Source organism: Streptomyces sp. NPDC048623, from assembly GCF_040650755.1.
In the GTDB taxonomy this organism is placed as follows: Bacteria; Actinomycetota; Actinomycetes; order Streptomycetales; family Streptomycetaceae; genus Streptomyces.
Genome location: NZ_JBEZHV010000007.1, coordinates 108283 through 124069 on the forward strand (window position 1 = coordinate 108283; position 15787 = coordinate 124069).

15 protein-coding genes are annotated in these 15787 nt (G+C 72.1%); 7 read left to right on the forward strand and 8 right to left on the reverse strand.

The genetic code is table 11. From position 1 onward, the window contains the following. Positions 1–148: 148 nt before the first annotated feature. The 7 genes from AB0C73_RS12815 (at position 149) to ahcY (ending at position 9435) form a co-directional block, all read left to right on the forward strand. Positions 149–835 (forward strand): SDR family oxidoreductase, encoded by a 687-nt coding sequence (locus AB0C73_RS12815; RefSeq protein WP_362528234.1) that lies wholly within the window; start codon positions 149–151, stop codon positions 833–835. 110 nt (positions 836–945) lie between these two features. After that, complete coding sequence (locus AB0C73_RS12820; protein ID WP_362528236.1) at positions 946–1290, forward strand: antibiotic biosynthesis monooxygenase family protein; 345 nt, start codon at positions 946–948, stop codon at positions 1288–1290. A gap of 48 nt (positions 1291–1338) precedes the next feature. Then, entirely contained in the window at positions 1339–2535 is a 1197-nt protein-coding gene (gene metK, locus AB0C73_RS12825; protein WP_362528239.1) for a methionine adenosyltransferase, read from the forward strand. 78 nt (positions 2536–2613) lie between these two features. After that, positions 2614–3654, forward strand: coding sequence for a carbohydrate kinase family protein (locus AB0C73_RS12830; RefSeq protein WP_362528242.1), 1041 nt, complete (start codon positions 2614–2616; stop codon positions 3652–3654). Then, positions 3654–7127, forward strand: coding sequence for a methionine synthase (gene metH, locus AB0C73_RS12835; RefSeq protein WP_362528244.1), 3474 nt, complete (start codon positions 3654–3656; stop codon positions 7125–7127). The genes AB0C73_RS12830 and metH overlap by 1 nt, the downstream gene beginning before the upstream one ends. Then, the gene (gene metF, locus AB0C73_RS12840; protein WP_362528247.1) at positions 7124–7993 is read left to right on the forward strand and encodes a methylenetetrahydrofolate reductase [NAD(P)H]; all 870 of its coding nucleotides are present in this window, start codon (positions 7124–7126) and stop codon (positions 7991–7993) included. The genes metH and metF overlap by 4 nt, the downstream gene beginning before the upstream one ends. Before the next feature lie 23 nt (positions 7994–8016). After that, the gene (gene ahcY, locus AB0C73_RS12845; RefSeq protein ID WP_362528249.1) at positions 8017–9435 is read left to right on the forward strand and encodes an adenosylhomocysteinase; all 1419 of its coding nucleotides are present in this window, start codon (positions 8017–8019) and stop codon (positions 9433–9435) included. Positions 9436–9511: 76 nt separating this feature from the next. Here ahcY and AB0C73_RS12850 read toward each other — a convergent pair whose 3' ends face one another. The 8 genes from AB0C73_RS12850 to AB0C73_RS12885 are packed head-to-tail and all read right to left on the reverse strand — an operon-like array spanning position 9512 to position 15782. Beyond that, positions 9512–11164 carry an FAD-dependent monooxygenase gene (locus AB0C73_RS12850; RefSeq protein ID WP_362528251.1) on the reverse strand — a complete coding sequence of 551 codons (1653 nt, stop codon included), beginning with the start codon at positions 11162–11164 and terminating at the stop codon, positions 9512–9514. A 1-nt stretch (position 11165) separates the two neighbouring features. Beyond that, the gene (locus AB0C73_RS12855; RefSeq protein WP_362528253.1) at positions 11166–12053 is read right to left on the reverse strand and encodes an NAD(P)-dependent oxidoreductase; all 888 of its coding nucleotides are present in this window, start codon (positions 12051–12053) and stop codon (positions 11166–11168) included. A gap of 51 nt (positions 12054–12104) precedes the next feature. Next, positions 12105–12434: an antibiotic biosynthesis monooxygenase family protein gene (locus AB0C73_RS12860; RefSeq protein WP_362528256.1), complete on the reverse strand. Its 330-nt coding sequence runs from the start codon at positions 12432–12434 to the stop codon at positions 12105–12107. After that, positions 12424–12753, reverse strand: a complete 330-nt coding sequence (locus tag AB0C73_RS12865) for an antibiotic biosynthesis monooxygenase family protein (RefSeq protein WP_362528259.1) — start codon at positions 12751–12753, stop codon at positions 12424–12426. Before AB0C73_RS12865 ends, AB0C73_RS12860 begins: the two co-directional genes overlap by 11 nt. Continuing rightward, a complete protein-coding gene (locus tag AB0C73_RS12870) occupies positions 12753–13508 on the reverse strand; it encodes an SDR family oxidoreductase (RefSeq protein ID WP_362528262.1) in 756 nt (251 codons plus the stop codon). The genes AB0C73_RS12865 and AB0C73_RS12870 overlap by 1 nt, the downstream gene beginning before the upstream one ends. A 46-nt stretch (positions 13509–13554) precedes the next feature. Next, the gene (locus AB0C73_RS12875; RefSeq protein ID WP_362528265.1) at positions 13555–14010 is read right to left on the reverse strand and encodes a DUF1772 domain-containing protein; all 456 of its coding nucleotides are present in this window, start codon (positions 14008–14010) and stop codon (positions 13555–13557) included. A gap of 10 nt (positions 14011–14020) precedes the next feature. Further along, entirely contained in the window at positions 14021–14485 is a 465-nt protein-coding gene (locus tag AB0C73_RS12880) for an SRPBCC family protein (RefSeq protein WP_362528267.1), read from the reverse strand. Positions 14486–14519: 34 nt separating this feature from the next. Then, positions 14520–15782: a ketosynthase chain-length factor gene (locus AB0C73_RS12885; protein ID WP_362528270.1), complete on the reverse strand. Its 1263-nt coding sequence runs from the start codon at positions 15780–15782 to the stop codon at positions 14520–14522. Positions 15783–15787: the final 5 nt, after the last annotated feature.

The following is a 15787-nucleotide window of genomic DNA, read 5'->3' on the forward strand; positions in this document are numbered from 1 at the left end:
TGGATGGTTCATGACCCGCCTCGAAGCCCGCTGGAGCCCGCGGCCACCTCGCCATCTCCTACGTCAACTCCCTTGGCACCAGCGGCAGTCGAGCCCTGGGCGGCAGCATCCGGGGATCTGGGACTGGCCAGTCGAGGGGAGAGACGTGATGACGGATCGGCGCGTGGCACTCGTCACCGGGGCCAACCGGGGGCTCGGCCGGGCGGTGGCCGCCGAACTGCTCGGCAGGGGGCTGCGGGTGGTGGTGACGGCCCGGGACGCCCGCGCGGCGGCCGGCACCGCCCGTGAACTCGGCCCGGACGCGCGGGCCTGCGCGCTCGACGTGACCGACCCGGAGAGCATCGCGCGGGCCCGCGACGCCGTCGGTCCGGTGGACGTCCTGGTCGGCAACGCCGGGGTGCTCCTGGAGGACGGCGCCGGCGATCCGCTGTCGGTGCCGGTGGAGGTGGTGGAGCGGACCCTGGAAGTGAATCTGCTCGGCTCGTGGCGGGTGGCGCAGGCCTTCGTGCCCGCGATGGTCGAACGGGGGTGGGGCCGGGTGGTGTTCGTGTCGAGCGGCACCGGCTCGTTCAGCAACGGTCTGTTCACCGGAAGCCCCGGTTACGCGGTGTCCAAGGCGGGCCTCAACGGGCTCACGCAGCTGCTCGCGACCGCCACGGAGGGCACGGGCGTCCTTGTCAACGCCGTCAACCCGGGCCCGACCCGGACCCGGATGATGCCGGGCGGCCGGCGCAGCGCCGAGGAGGCCGCGGTGGACGTCGCGGACGCGGCGCTGCTGCCGGACGGCGGCCCCAGCGGCACGTTCCGGCGGGGCGACCAGGTGCTCGGCTGGTGACGGACGGGGGCGGGGATCGCGGTGCGGGCTGGCTCGGGCCTTGAGCCTTCCTCGATGCGGTGTTGGAACGGTGCCCGGACCACGTCACCGTACCGAGCGAGGAGTTCGCCATGGACGACCACGGCGCCGGGCCGCGCCCGCCCTTCCGGGTGCTGCTCAGGATGGAGATCCGCCCCGGCACGGAGCGGGAGTTCGAGAGCACCTGGCTCGACATCGGCCGGCGGATCGCCGCCGAGCCCGCCAACCTCGGCCAGACCCTGATCCGGGACGTGGAGGACACCGGCGTCTACTGGGTCATCACCGACTGGACCGACGAGCCCGCCTTCCGCGCGTTCGAGACGAGCGCCGCGCACGTCGACAACCGGCGCCGCCTCCAGCCGTACCGCACCGGCGGAGAGATGCGCCTCACGCAGGTCGTGCACCGGCTCCGGCCCGCCGGCGTCCCCGCCCGCTGATTCCCGACTGATTCCCGACTGATTCCCGACACCCAAGGAGCATCTGCCGTGACACGTCGTCTGTTCACCTCGGAGTCGGTCACCGAGGGCCACCCCGACAAGATCGCCGACCGGATCAGCGACACGATCCTCGACGCGCTGCTCGCCCAGGACCCCGCCTCGCGGGTCGCCGTGGAGACCCTCATCACCACCGGTCAGGTGCATGTCGCCGGCGAGGTCACCACGACCGCGTACGCCGACATCGCGACCCTGGTCCGCGAGACCGTCCTGGACATCGGTTACGACTCCTCCGCCAAGGGCTTCGACGGCGCCTCCTGCGGTGTGTCGGTGTCCATCGGCGCGCAGTCGCCCGACATCGCGCAGGGCGTCGACTCCGCCTTCGAGGCCCGGGTCGAGGGGGCCGCCGACGCGCTGGACGCCCAGGGCGCAGGCGACCAGGGCCTGATGTTCGGGTACGCGTGCGACGACACGCCCGAGCTGATGCCGCTGCCGATCTCCCTCGCGCACCGGCTCTCCCGCCGCCTCGCCGAGGTGCGGCACGACGGCACGCTGCCGTATCTGCGCCCGGACGGGAAGACGCAGGTCACCATCGAGTACGACGGCGACCGCGCCGTCCGCCTCGACACGGTCGTGGTGTCCTCGCAGCACGCGCCGGGCATCGGCCTGGACTCGCTGCTCGCCCCCGACATCCGCGAGCTGGTGGTGGAGCCGGTGCTCCAGGACCTGTCGATCGAGTCGGCCGGCTACCGCCTCCTGGTGAACCCGACCGGGCGCTTCGAGATCGGCGGTCCCATGGGCGACGCCGGTCTGACCGGCCGCAAGATCATCGTCGACACGTACGGCGGCATGGCGCGGCACGGCGGCGGCGCCTTCTCGGGCAAGGACCCGTCGAAGGTCGACCGCTCGGCGGCGTACGCCATGCGCTGGGTGGCCAAGAACGTCGTCGCGGCCGGGCTCGCCAAGCGCTGCGAGGTGCAGGTCGCGTACGCCATCGGCAAGGCCGAGCCGGTCGGCCTCTTCGTGGAGACCTTCGGCACCGAGAGCGTCCCGCTCGACCGGATCCAGCGCGCGGTCCTGGAGGTCTTCGACCTGCGCCCGGCCGCGATCATCCGCGATCTGGACCTGAAGCGGCCGGTCTACGCGAAGACCGCCGCGTACGGGCACTTCGGCCGCGAGCTGCCGGAGTTCACCTGGGAGCGCACCGACCGCGCCCAGAAGCTGGCCGCCGCGGCGCGTGCCGTCTGACCACCGTCTCCGGCCCTCACACGCCCCCGCCCGACTCCGCCCGTCCCTGCCTGATCTTCCCCGACTGGAGGTAGCCCGGTGCGTATCGCTGTCACCGGCTCGATCGCCACCGACCATCTGCTGACCTTCCCCGGCCGGTTCGCCGACCAGTTGCTCGCCGACCGCCTGGAGAACGTCTCGCTGTCCTTCCTCGCCGACGCCATGGAGGTACGGCGCGGCGGGGTCGCGGCCAACATCGCCTTCGGCCTGGCCCGGCTCGGGCTCGCGCCCGTCCTGGTCGGCGCGGCGGGCCTCGACTTCGCCGACTACCAGGTGTGGCTGAAGCAGCACGGCGTGGTCGTCGACCACGTCCGCATCAGCGACACCCTGCACACCGCCCGTTTCGTGTGCACCACGGACCTGGACCAGAACCAGATCGCCACCTTCTACGCCGGAGCGATGGCCGAGGCCCGCGAGATCGACCTGCGGGAGGTCATCGCGAGGACCGGGCCGCTCGACCTGGTCCTCGTCTCGCCGGACGACCCGGACGCGATGCTGCGGCACGTGCGGGCGTGCCGTGAGCTCGGGGTGCCGTTCGCCGCCGACCCCTCGCAGCAGCTGGCCCGCCTCGACGGCGAGCAGGTGCGCGAGCTCGTCGACGGGGCGCGCTTCCTGTTCACCAACGAGTACGAGACGGCGCTGCTGTTGGAGAAGACCGGCTGGACGGAGGCGGAGGTGCTCGACCGGGTCGGCACCTGGGTCACCACGCTCGCCGCCGACGGCGTCGCCATCGGCAGCGCCGGGCAGCCCGTGCTCAGCGTGCCGGCCGTCCCGGCGGCCTCGGTCGCCGACCCGACCGGCGTCGGCGACGCCTTCCGGGCCGGCTTCCTCGCCGGGATCGCCCGCGACTGGCCGCTGGAGCGCTCGGCGCGCCTCGGCTGTGCCCTGGCCACCACGGTCCTGGAGTCGGTCGGCACCCAGGAGTACCCGCTGTCGGCGCAGGCCCTGCTCGACCGCCTCGCCGCCGCGTACGGCACCGGTCCGGCCGATGAGATCGCCCCGGGTCTCACGGGGATCAGCGGGATCACCGGGATCAGCGGGATCACCGGCGACGCGGGGTCCGCGGAGGTGGGCGGCTGATGGGACGCGCACCGGAGGCGCTGCGCGAGGCCCTGGCGACCCGGGTCGTGGTGGCCGACGGAGCGATGGGCACCATGCTCCAGGCGCAGGACCCGAGCCCGGCGGACTTCCAGGACCTGGAGGGCTGCAACGAGATCCTCAACGTGACCCGGCCCGACATCGTACGGGCGGTCCACGAGGCCTACTTCGCGGTCGGCGTCGACTGCGTCGAGACCAACACCTTCGGCGCCAACCACGCGGCACTCGGCGAGTACGGGATCACGGAACGGATCGCCGAACTGTCCGAGGCGGGCGCCCGGATCGCCCGCGAGGCCGCGGACGCGTTCACGGCGCGGGACGGGCGGACCCGCTGGGTGCTCGGCTCGATCGGCCCCGGCACCAAGCTGCCGACCCTCGGCCACACCACGTTCGACGTGATCCGCGAGGGCTACCGGCAGAACGCGGCCGGTCTGATCGCGGGCGGCGCGGACGCGCTGCTCGTGGAGACGTCGCAGGATCTGCTCCAGACCAAGGCCGCGGTCCTCGGCTGCAAGCAGGCCCTGGCCGAGGCGGGGGGCGGCCTGGACCTGCCGGTCTTCGCCCAGGTGACGGTGGAGACCACGGGCACGATGCTGCTCGGCTCCGAGATCGGGGCGGCACTGACGGCTCTGGAGCCGCTGGGCGTGGACTTCATCGGCCTCAACTGCGCCACCGGCCCGGCCGAGATGAGCGAACATCTGCGCCATCTCGCCCGGCACGCCGGGGTGGGCCTGTCCTGCATGCCGAATGCCGGACTCCCCGTGCTCGGCAAGGACGGCGCCCACTACCCGCTGTCGCCGGAGCAGCTCGCGGACGCCCACGACACCTTCACCCGCGAGTACGGCATCGCGCTCGTGGGCGGCTGCTGCGGTACGACCCCGGAGCATCTGCGTGCGGTGGTCGAGCGGGTACAGGGCCGAGCCCTGGCCCCGCGCGCCCCGCGGCCGGAGGCGGCGGCCGGGTCCCTCTACCAGGCGGTGCCGTTCCGACAGGACACCTCGTACCTGGCGATCGGCGAGCGGACGAACGCCAACGGTTCGAAGAAGTTCCGCGAGGCCATGATCGCCGGCGACTGGCAGGCGTGCGTCGAGATCGCCCGCGACCAGATCCGTGACGGCTCCCACCTGCTCGACCTCTGCGTGGACTACGTGGGCCGGGACGGCGTCGCCGACATGCGGGAGATCGCGGGCCGGCTCGCCACCGCGTCGACCCTGCCGATCGTGCTCGACTCCACCGAACCGGAGGTGCTGCGGGCCGGTCTGGAGCTGCTGGGCGGCCGGGCGGTGCTCAACTCGGTCAACTACGAGGACGGCGACGGGCCCGAGACCCGCTTCGGGCGGATCGCGTCCCTGGCGCGCGAGCACGGCGCCGCGCTGATCGCGCTGACGATCGACGAGGAGGGCCAGGCCCGGACGGCGGAGAAGAAGGTCGAGATCGCGGAGCGCTTGATCGCCGATCTGACCGGCGCCTACGGGATCGCGGAGTCCTCGATCCTGGTGGACTGCCTGACGTTCACGCTGGCGACGGGCCAGGAGGAGTCACGGGGCGACGGCATCGCGACGATCGAGGCGATCCGGGAGCTCAAGCGCCGTCACCCGGATGTGCAGACGACACTTGGGCTTTCGAACATCTCCTTCGGGCTCAATCCGGCCGCCCGTGCGGTGCTCAACTCGGTGTTCCTGGACGAGTGCGTGAAGGCCGGTCTGGACTCGGCGATCGTGCACGCGTCGAAGATCCTGCCGGTGGCCCGGATCCCGGAGGAGCAGCGCGAGGCCGCCCTTGACCTGGTGTACGACCGGCGGCGGGACGGCTACGACCCGCTGGAGCAGCTGCTCGCGCTCTTCGACGGCGTGAGCTCCGCCTCGGCGAAGGCGTCGAGGGCGGAGGAGCTCCTCGCCCTGCCGCTGGAGGAGCGCCTGAAGCGGCGGATCGTGGACGGGGAGCGGGCAGGGCTTGAGGCGGATCTGGATGCGGCGCTGGTGGGGCGGGGGGCTCTGGAGATCGTCAACGAGGTGCTGCTGGACGGCATGAAGACGGTCGGGGAGCTGTTCGGCTCGGGGCAGATGCAGCTGCCGTTCGTGCTCCAGTCGGCGGAGGTGATGAAGACCGCGGTGGCGTATCTGGAGCCGCACATGGAGAAGTCCGATGCGGAGGACGGGAAGGGCACGATCGTCCTCGCGACCGTGCGCGGTGACGTCCACGACATCGGAAAGAACCTGGTCGACATCATCCTGTCGAACAACGGCTACAACGTGGTCAACATCGGGATCAAGCAGCCGGTTTCGGCGATCCTGGAGGCCGCGGAGGAACACCGGGCCGATGTGATCGGGATGTCGGGCCTGCTGGTCAAGTCCACGGTGATCATGAAGGAGAACCTGGAGGAGCTGAACGGGCGCGGGCTGGCCGCCAGGTACCCGGTGATCCTGGGCGGTGCGGCGCTGACCAGGGCGTATGTCGAGCAGGACCTGCACGAGCTGTACGACGGTGAGGTCCGTTACGCGCGGGACGCCTTCGAGGGCCTGCGGTTGATGGACGCGCTCATGGCGGTGAAGCGGGGCGTGCCCGGAGCCGTACTGCCGGAGCTGAAGCAGCGGCGGGTCGCCAACGCCACCGCGACTCCGCGCGTCGAGGCGCCGCTTCCCGGGGGCCGTTCCGAGGTGGCCGCCGACAACCCCGTACCCAAGCCGCCGTTCCTCGGGACGAAGGTCGTCAAGGGCGTCCAACTGGGCGAGTATGCCGCGTGGTTGGACGAGGGTGCGCTGTTCAAGGGCCAGTGGGGTCTGAAGGACAAGGAGCTGATCGAGTCGGAGGGCCGGGCGCGGCTGCGCGGCTGGCTGGACCGCATCCAGACCGACCGGCTGGTGGAGGCGGCCGTGGTCTACGGCTACTTCCCGTGCGTGTCCAAGGGCGACGACCTGATCGTCCTGGACGAGGACGGGAGCGAACGGACCCGCTTCTCCTTCCCCCGGCAGGAACGGGGCCGGCACCTCTGTCTGGCCGACTACCACCGGGCCGAGGACTCCGGCGAGACCGACGTCATCGCTCTCCAGATCGTCACCGTGGGCTCCCGCATAGGGGAGGAGACGGCGAAACTGTTCGCCGCCGACTCGTACCGCGACTACCTCGAACTGCACGGCCTGTCCGTGCAGTTGGCGGAAGCCCTGGCCGAGTACTGGCACGCACGGGTGCGGGCGGAGTGGGGCATCGGTGGCGCCTCGGAGCCGGCGGACCTCGCGGGAATCCTGCGCACCGAGTACCAGGGCTGCCGTTACTCCCTCGGCTATCCCGCCTGCCCCGACCTGGAGGACCGGGCCAAGATCGCCGCGCTGCTGCGGCCGGAGCGGATCGGGGTCGCGCTGTCGGAGGAGTACCAGCTGCACCCCGAGCAGTCCACGGACGCCTTCGTCGTCCACCACCCCGAGGCGACCTACTTCAACGCGGGAGGCCGCAGGTGAAGCCGACCTTCTCCTTCGAGTTCTTCCCGCCGAAGACGCTGAAAGGCGAGCAGACCCTCTGGAACGCCATCCGGCGCGTGGAGGCGCTCGCGCCGGACTTCGTCTCCGTGACGTACGGCGCCGGCGGCTCCTCCCGCGACCGCACGGTGGCCATCACCGAGCGGATCCTGACCGAGACGACCCTTCGGCCCGTCGCCCATCTGACGGCCGTCGGCCACTCGGTCACCGAGCTCCGCCGGATCATCGGCCGCTACGTGGACGCCGGGATCCACGACGTCCTCGCCCTGCGCGGCGACCCGCCCGGCGACCCGCAGGGCGCCTGGACCGCTCACCCCCAGGGCCTCACGTACGCGGCCGAGCTGGTCGAACTGCTCAAGAAATCGGGCTCGTTCAGTGTCGGCGTCGCGGCCTTCCCGGAGCGGCACCCGCGCTCGCCCGACTGGGAGAGCGACATCAGGCACTTCGTCGCCAAGTGCCGGGCGGGTGCCGACTACGCGATCACCCAGATGTTCTTCGACCCGGAGGACTATCTGCGGCTGCGCGACCGGGTCGCGGCGGCCGGCTGCGACACCCCGATCATCCCGGAGATCATGCCGGCGACCGGCTTCGACCAGATCCGCCGCTTCGCCGAGCTGAGCAGCGCCGCATTCCCGCCCGCTCTGGCCCGGCGCCTGGAGGCGGCACGGGGCCGCCCCGAGGAAGGGCACCGGATCGGGGTGGAGCACGCGACCGCGATGGGCGAGCGGCTGCTCGCCGAGGGCGCGCCCGGACTGCACTACATCACGCTCAACAGTTCGTCCGCCGCGGTGGAGATCCATCGCAATCTCGTTCCCGGACGGACTCCTTCCCTGCTCACCGCCGCCTGACCCTGACGACGACTGGAGTCGACATGCCGTCTTCCGACCGCCCCACCCACGATTTCAAGGTCGCGGACCTCTCCCTGGCCGCGTTCGGCCGCAAGGAGATCACGCTGGCCGAGCACGAGATGCCCGGCCTGATGTCCATCCGCCGCGAGTACGCCAAGACCCAGCCGCTCGCCGGCGCCCGCATCACCGGTTCCCTCCACATGACGGTCCAGACGGCCGTCCTGATCGAGACCCTGGTCGCCCTCGGCGCCGAGGTCCGCTGGGTCTCCTGCAACATCTACTCGACCCAGGACCACGCCGCCGCCGCCATCGCCGCCGCCGGCATCCCGGTCTTCGCCTGGAAGGGCGAGACCCTGGAGGAGTACTGGTGGTGCACCGAGCAGGCGCTCACCTGGCCGGGCGCGCAGGGCGGGCCCAACATGATCCTGGACGACGGCGGCGACGCCACCCTCCTCGTCCACAAGGGCGTCGAGTACCAGAAGGCGGGCGCGGTGCCGGACCCGTCGACCGCCGACAACGAAGAGTTCCGCATCATCCTGGAGCTCCTCAAGAACTCCACCCTGGACTGGGCCACGCTCGCCGCCGGCATCCGCGGCGTGACCGAGGAGACCACGACCGGCGTCCACCGTCTCTACGAGATGCACCGCGACGGCGCTCTCCTCTTTCCCGCCATCAACGTGAACGACGCCGTGACGAAGTCGAAGTTCGACAACAAGTACGGCTGCCGCCACTCCCTCATCGACGGCATCAACCGCGCCACCGACGTCCTCATCGGCGGCAAGACGGCCGTGGTCTGCGGCTACGGCGACGTCGGCAAGGGCTGCGCCGAGTCCCTGCGCGGCCAGGGCGCCCGCGTGATCGTCACCGAGATCGACCCCATCTGCGCCCTCCAGGCCGCCATGGACGGCTACCAGGTGACCACCCTGGACGAGGTCGTGGAGACCGCCGACATCTTCGTCACCACCACCGGCAACAAGGACATCATCATGGCGTCCGACATGGCCAGGATGAAGCACCAGGCGATCGTCGGCAACATCGGTCACTTCGACAACGAGATCGACATGGCCGGTCTGGCGAAGGTCCCGGGCATCGTGAAGGACGAGGTCAAGCCGCAGGTCCACACCTGGACGTTCGAGGACGGCAAGGTCCTGATCGTGCTGTCCGAGGGTCGGCTGCTCAACCTGGGCAACGCGACGGGTCACCCGTCCTTCGTGATGTCGAACTCCTTCGCGGACCAGACGCTGGCCCAGATCGAGCTCTTCACCAAGCCGGAGGAGTACCCGACCGACGTCTACGTGCTCCCCAAGCACCTCGACGAGAAGGTCGCCCGCCTCCACCTCGACTCCCTGGGCGTCAAGCTCACCACCCTCCGCCCCGAGCAGGCCGCCTACATCGGCGTCAAGGTCGAGGGCCCGTACAAGCCGGACCACTACCGCTACTGATCCGGACAGCACGCCGAAAGGCGCCGGCCGCCGAGGAAGATCCTCGGCGGCCGGCGCCTTTCGCCGCCCCGCAGGACTACCGGGCCAGCAGCCTCACCAGTACCGCCCGCAGCGTGTCGCGGGCGAAGATCGGGGCGTCCGCGCAGCGCCAGGCGACGACCCCGTCCGGGCGGACCAGGACCGCGCCCTGCGCCGTCACCCCGTACAGCTCGGGCCAGCGGTCGTCGACGTCGGTCAGCTCGGCACCGATGCCGTGCACCGCGAGCGGCAGGTCGAGCTCGTGAGAGACGGCCCGGGCGGCCTCCTGCCAGGCGCGGTTGTCAGGCCCGGTGAGCAGGACCGGCCGGTCGCCGAACAGGTCGAGCACGGAGAGTTCGGCGCCGCCCCTGCGCAGCCGCAGGTGCGGGGCACGGCCGCCCGGCCGCCCGTCGTTCTCGGCCGACCACACGCCGTACCCGGGCAGTACGCCGTCGTCCCACGAGGTGACGGCCGAGGAGCGGTAGCGCCAGGACAGCCACACCTGGGCGTCCTCGACGATGCCCGGGTGCACGGCCGGCCGTTCGCCGGTCCCGTCGGCTCCGCCGGCGGTGAGCCGCGGCCGGTCCTTGGAGCGCAGCGCGGCCTGCTCGACCGTGGCCCGGCAGATCGGCCGGCGCTCCTCGTCGTAACTGTCGAGCAGGGCCTCCCCCGCCCAGCCGTCCAGGACGGCCGCGAGCTTCCAGGCCAGGTTGTGCGCGTCCTGGATGCCGGTGCTGGAGCCGAAGCCGCCGCTCGGCGGCATCACATGGGCGGCGTCGCCGACCAGGAACACCCGTCCGTCGCGGAACCGGCCGGCCGTCCGGGCGGCGCCGTCCCACGGCGAGACGGAGCGGATCCGCGGCCGCAGGCCGGGCACCCCGGTGGCCGCCCGGACGAGCTCGGCGCACCGCTCGTCGGTGAAGGAGTCGACGTCCGTCGCCGCCGGGTCGTACACGACGTGCAGCAGCCAGTCCGAGGCGTTGTCCAGCGGCATCAGGGCGCCGCGCACCTCGTCCCCGGCGGTGTAGCACATGAGGAAGCGGCGCCCGGCGAGCGGTGCCGTGAGGTCGGCCTCGAAATGGATGTTGAGGTAGTGGCCGAGGGTCTCGCCCTCGAAGCAGACGCCGAGGGTCTCGCGGATGCCGCTGTGAGCCCCGTCGGCGGCCACGAGATAGCGCGCCTCGATCGTCCGCTCGGCCCCCGTGGTCCGGTCCCTGACCAGGGCCGTGAGCCCGGCGCCGTGCTGCTCGAAGGAGACGAGTTCGGTGCCGAACCGCAGGGCGACGCCGAGGCGTTCGGCGCGGCCGCGCAGCACGTCCTCCAGTTCGCCCTGGTGGCACAGGCACCAGCCGGTCGGGGACAGCGAGCCGATGTCGGCGCCCACGTCCATGACGTACTTCTCGTCGAGCACGCCGAGTTCGGGTCCGGCCAGCGAACGGGCCGCGATGACACCGGAGTTGCCGGCGAGCCGCCGGGCCGAGGGCGTGCCGCGCAGCTCGTCCTCGACGCCGGCGGCGCGCATCAGTTCCATGGCCCGCGGATGCACTCCGCGGGCCCTGGGGTGTCCGGACAGTTCGGGCCGCCGCTCGACGAGCAGGCAGTCCACGCCCTGCTGGGCGAGGAAGACGGCGGCGGAGAGACCCGCGATCCCTCCGCCGACCACCAGGACGTCGGTGTTCCGGAGCGTGCTCCGGGTGGTGCTCAGCACCATGTCACCCTCCCAACCTCGTCGGTTCCCCGGGCCGGTGCTCGACGAGCACCGACGCGTCCTTGTCGCCGTCACCGGCCGCGATCACCTCGTTGAACCGCTCGTGCACCACGTCGAGGACGGGCATCGCGGCGCCCTGCTCGGCGGCGGCCGCCAGGGCGATCCGGATGTCCTTCGCCATGAGCTCGGAGCGGAAGAAGGCCGGCTCGTAGCTCCGCCTGAGCATCAGGTCGGCGCGGAAGCGCATCACGAGCGAGCTGAAGCCGCTGGACGCGACGACGCCGATGAGCTGGTCCCGGTCGAGGCCGGCCGCGGTGCCGTAGGCCACGGCCTCGGCGAGGGCGGCGACCTGGGCGCCGAGCAGCAGGTTCAGGATGAGCTTGAGGCTGGTCGCGGTGCCGGGTGCGCCGACGTGGACGATCTCGCTGCCGAAGGCCTCCAGGACCGGGCGTACCTCCTCCAGGTCCTCCGGCGCCCCGGAGACGAAGACCCGCAGCTCGCCCTTGCGGGCCTGCAGCGGGTTGCCGACGACGCAGGCCTCCACCCGGCGCAGGCCCTTGTCCGCGAGCCGGGCGGCGGCCTCGCGGGCGTACCCCGGGGACACGGTGGAGGTGTCGACGACGACGGAGCCGGGGGCGAGGACCGGGACCACCCGGTCGAACAGGACCTCCTCGACGGCCTTCTCGTCGCTGAGGCTGAGCAGGACGAGACGATGTCCGGCCGCGGCGTCCTCGGGGGTGGCGGCGAGCCGGGCGCCCGCCTCGGCGAGCGGCGCGGCCTTCTGCGCGGTGCGGTTGTGGACGGTCAGCGTGTGCCCGGTCTCCAGGAGCCGCCGGGCCATGCCGCCGCCCATGCTGCCGAGCCCGATGAACGCCAACTGACGCTCTGCCATGGTGGGTTCTCTCTCTTCGGAGTGCGTGTACGGGTACGGGCTGCGGTGCGGTCAGTACGCGGCGTCCACCTCGTACACCGCGAAGGGGACGGGCGTACGGGTGTCGCGGAAGGGCCGCAGCGGGGCGGTGTCCTCGCGATGCTCGGCACCGGCCTCCCAGGCCAGGAACGCCCGCATCGACTCCCAGCGGCTCATCACGGCGAGCGCGGTGGGGTCGGCGGGGCTGCGCAGGAGTTCGTTGCCGAGCATGCCGGGCACCTTCGCGAGCCGTTCGCTGACCTGGTGGTAGGCCGCGCGGACGGCGGCGAGCTGCTCGTCGTCGTACGCGGCCTGGTACACCACGACACGTACCTGGCCCTGGCCCTGGGCCTCAGCGGGCATCGGCGGCCGCCCGGCCCTCGATGCCGTGGAGCACCCGCATCACGTGGAACGTGCCGCCCCTGCGGTACGGGTGGAGGGTGGCCCGGTGCTCCAGGTGGGCCGGGCTGTTCTCGAACTCGCGGAACCGCGGCTCGTCCACCCAGTCGCTGACGATGACATACGTACTGTGGCTGTCCGGGCCGCCCTCCTCGCGGGCGAGCGACTGCCCGAGGTTGGCGGGGTGGCCGGTGACGGCCTCGGTCCCCGCCAGCCAGGCCTTCTCGAAGTCTGCCTCCTTGCCCGGCTCGATCTCCATGCGCAGCATCACCCGGAAGGCCATCAGGAGATCCCCCCGTCGACGCCGATCGTGTTGCCGGTGACATAGCGGGACAGGTCGCTGGCGAGCCACAGCACGGCGCCGGCCACCTCGTCGGGGGTGCCGAGCCGCCCGAGGGCGGTCTTGGCGCCGTACCGCTCCTTCATCAGCTTCTGCTGCTCGGCGGGCATGGCGTGGAAGTTCTCGGTCTCGACGACGCCGAGCGCGAGCAGGTTGAAGCGGATGCCCTGCGCGCCGAACTCCTTGGCCAGGGAGCGGTTCAGGCCGGCGAGCGCGGCCTTGGTGGCGGTGTAGTGGGCGCGCAGCGGGATGCCGGCCTCGACGGCGCGGGAGCCGACGGTCACCACGGAGGAGCCGGTGCCGAGCAGCGGCAGGGCGTGCTGGATGACGAGATGGGCGCCGGTGACGTTGGTGGCGAATATCCGCTGCCACTCGTCGAGCGACAGGTCCGCGTAAGGGATGTGGCTGATGGTGCCGGCGTTGTTGACGAGCAGGTCGAGGCGGTCGCCGTGCAGTTCGCGCACCCGGCCGAGCAGGGTGGCGATCTCCTCGGGCCGGGACAGGTCGGCGCGCAACACGTGGTGGTCGCCGCCGGTCTCCTTGAGCTCCCGCTCCAGGGAGGCGACGTGGTCGCTGTCGTTCTGGTAGCAGGTGATGACGTCGACACCGGCGCGGGCGAGCGCCAGGACGACGCCCCGGCCGACACCGCGGGTGCCACCGGTGACCAGGGCCTTCTTGCCCCGCAGTTCGAGGTCCATGGGGATTCCCTTCAGACAAGCGGACAGGCAGACAAGGGGTACGAGCTCAGAGCAGGAAGCCGAGCGCCGTGCAGTTGACGGCGAGGGCGAGGACCGTGATCCAGCTGCGCCGGGTGTTCCACGCGCCCCACTCCGGGCGCGGATCCTTGAAGTCGGCGGGCAGGTTGTCCGGGTCGAGGGTGCGCATCCACCGGTTGACCGGCGCGTTCTTGAGGACGGCGATGACCGGGGTGGTCGCGGTGAGGAACCCCGCGACGGCGAAGAGGACCCGGGCGGTCGGGTCGGGCGCCGACACCGCCAGGACCACGTCCAGGACGACGGTGCCGACCAGGCAGATCGGCATGGTCGGGTCGTAGCGCTGCCCGAGGAACGCGTGGGCGTAGACGTAGCGGTTCACCGGCAGTGAGGCCATGTAGGGGAAGCCGCCGAGCTGGGTGCCGAGCAGCACGCCGGCCGCCAGGCCGTTGGCGAGGAGGAGCAGGGGCGCGAGTACGTTCAGCACGGCGGCCTCCTCAGCGGGTGAGGGCCCGTGCGGCGGCCTCGACCCGCTCCTTGATGAGCTCCATCTGCACCTTGGTGTTGACGTTCAGGTGCTCGGTCATCGCCTCGTCGGTCGCGGGGGCCTGGGGCTTCATGTGGAAGTCCTGCACCCAGCGCATCCGCACGCCGCCGCCGGGCTCCTCCGTGTACTCCCAGTAGATGTGCATGAACTCGAAGGGGCCGGTCTCGACGCGCTCGGCGCGCACGGTGCGGGCGGCCGGGTCGCCGGTGCGCCGGGATACCCAGCTCCACACGTTGCCGTCCTCGTCGGGGTGCATGGTGAGGCGGAAGACGACGGTGTCGCCGTCGCGCTCGATGACCTCGGCGGAGGCGTACTCGCTGAACAGGTCCGGCCAGCCGGGGACGTCGTTGGTGATGTCCCACACGACGTCCATCGGGGCGTCGATGACGATGTGGTTGTCGGTGTGTCCTGCCATGGGAACTCCCTCGATGGGTGGTGGTCGGTGGGGGTCAGCGGCCGAGCACCAGGGCGGAGGAGAAGCCGCCGTGGCCGCGCGCCAGGACCAGGGCGTGGCGCAGCGGCAGTTCCCGCGGCGTGCCGGTGACCAGGTCGATGTCCAGGCCGGGGGCGGGCTCCTGGACGTGAGCGGTGTGCGGGATCACGCCCTCGCGCAGCGCGAGCAGCGCGGTGGCCACGTCGAGCGGCGCGCCGCCGCCGTAGAGCCGGCCGGTGAGGGTCTTGGGCGCGGTGACGGGCACGCCGCGCGGGCCGAAGAGCGCCGTGATCGTCTCCGCCTCGTCGCGGTCGTCGGCCGGGACGCCGGAGGCGTCGGCGAAGACGACGTCGATGTCGGCGGGGGTGAGGCCGGCGTCGGCGAGGGCCTGGGCGGCGGTACGGCGCAGGGCGCGCGGCCTGCCGGACCCGGGGGCCGGGTCGAAGCCCGCGGCATGGCCGAGGATCCGCCCGTAGCCGGTGCCCAGGCCGCGCTCGGCGGCGGCCTCGGCGGTCTCCAGGACCAGGATCGCGCCGCCCTCGCCGGGCAGATGGCCGGAGGCCTCGGCGGCGAAGGGCAGGTAGGCGCGTTCCGGGTCCGGGACGGTGGACAGGCGGCCGGTGGTGAGCTGGGCCGTCAGGCCGTACGGGCAGAGGGAGGCGTCGGTGCCGCCGGTGACGACCAGGCGCGAGCCGCCGCGCAGCAGGCGCCGGGCCTGGGCGATGCCGTCGAGGCCGCCGGCCTGCTCGCAGGCGAGCACGCCGCACGGGCCGCGCATCTTGTGCCGGATGGAGAGCTGTCCGGTGGTGGCGGCGTAGAACCAGGCGATGGACTGGTAGGCGCCGACCCAGCCGGGGTCGTGCTGGTAGAGGGCGGTCATCTCCTTCTGGCCGAACTCGGTGCCCCCGGAGGACGAGGAGGTCACCACGGCCATCTCGTACTCGCCGATGGCGTCGAGGTCGGCGCCGCTGTCGGCGAGGGCGGCCTCGCCGGCCGCGAGGGCGAGATGCGTCCAGTGGTCGGTCTGCACGATCAGCCGGCTGGGCACCCGCTCGGCGGTGTCGAAGCCGGGGACCTGCCCGGCGTACCGCACCGGGTAGGGGCTCGGGTCGAAGCGCCCGATCCGGCCGATGCCGGACTTGCCGGCCAGGACCGAGGCCCAGTGGGCGGCGACGCCGATACCGGTGGGCGCGACGATGCCGAGCCCCGTGACGACGGGGGCGGCGTTCGCGAGAGGCGCCCCGGTCACCGAGTTCGTCGTGGTCGGTCCGCTCGTCATGGTCA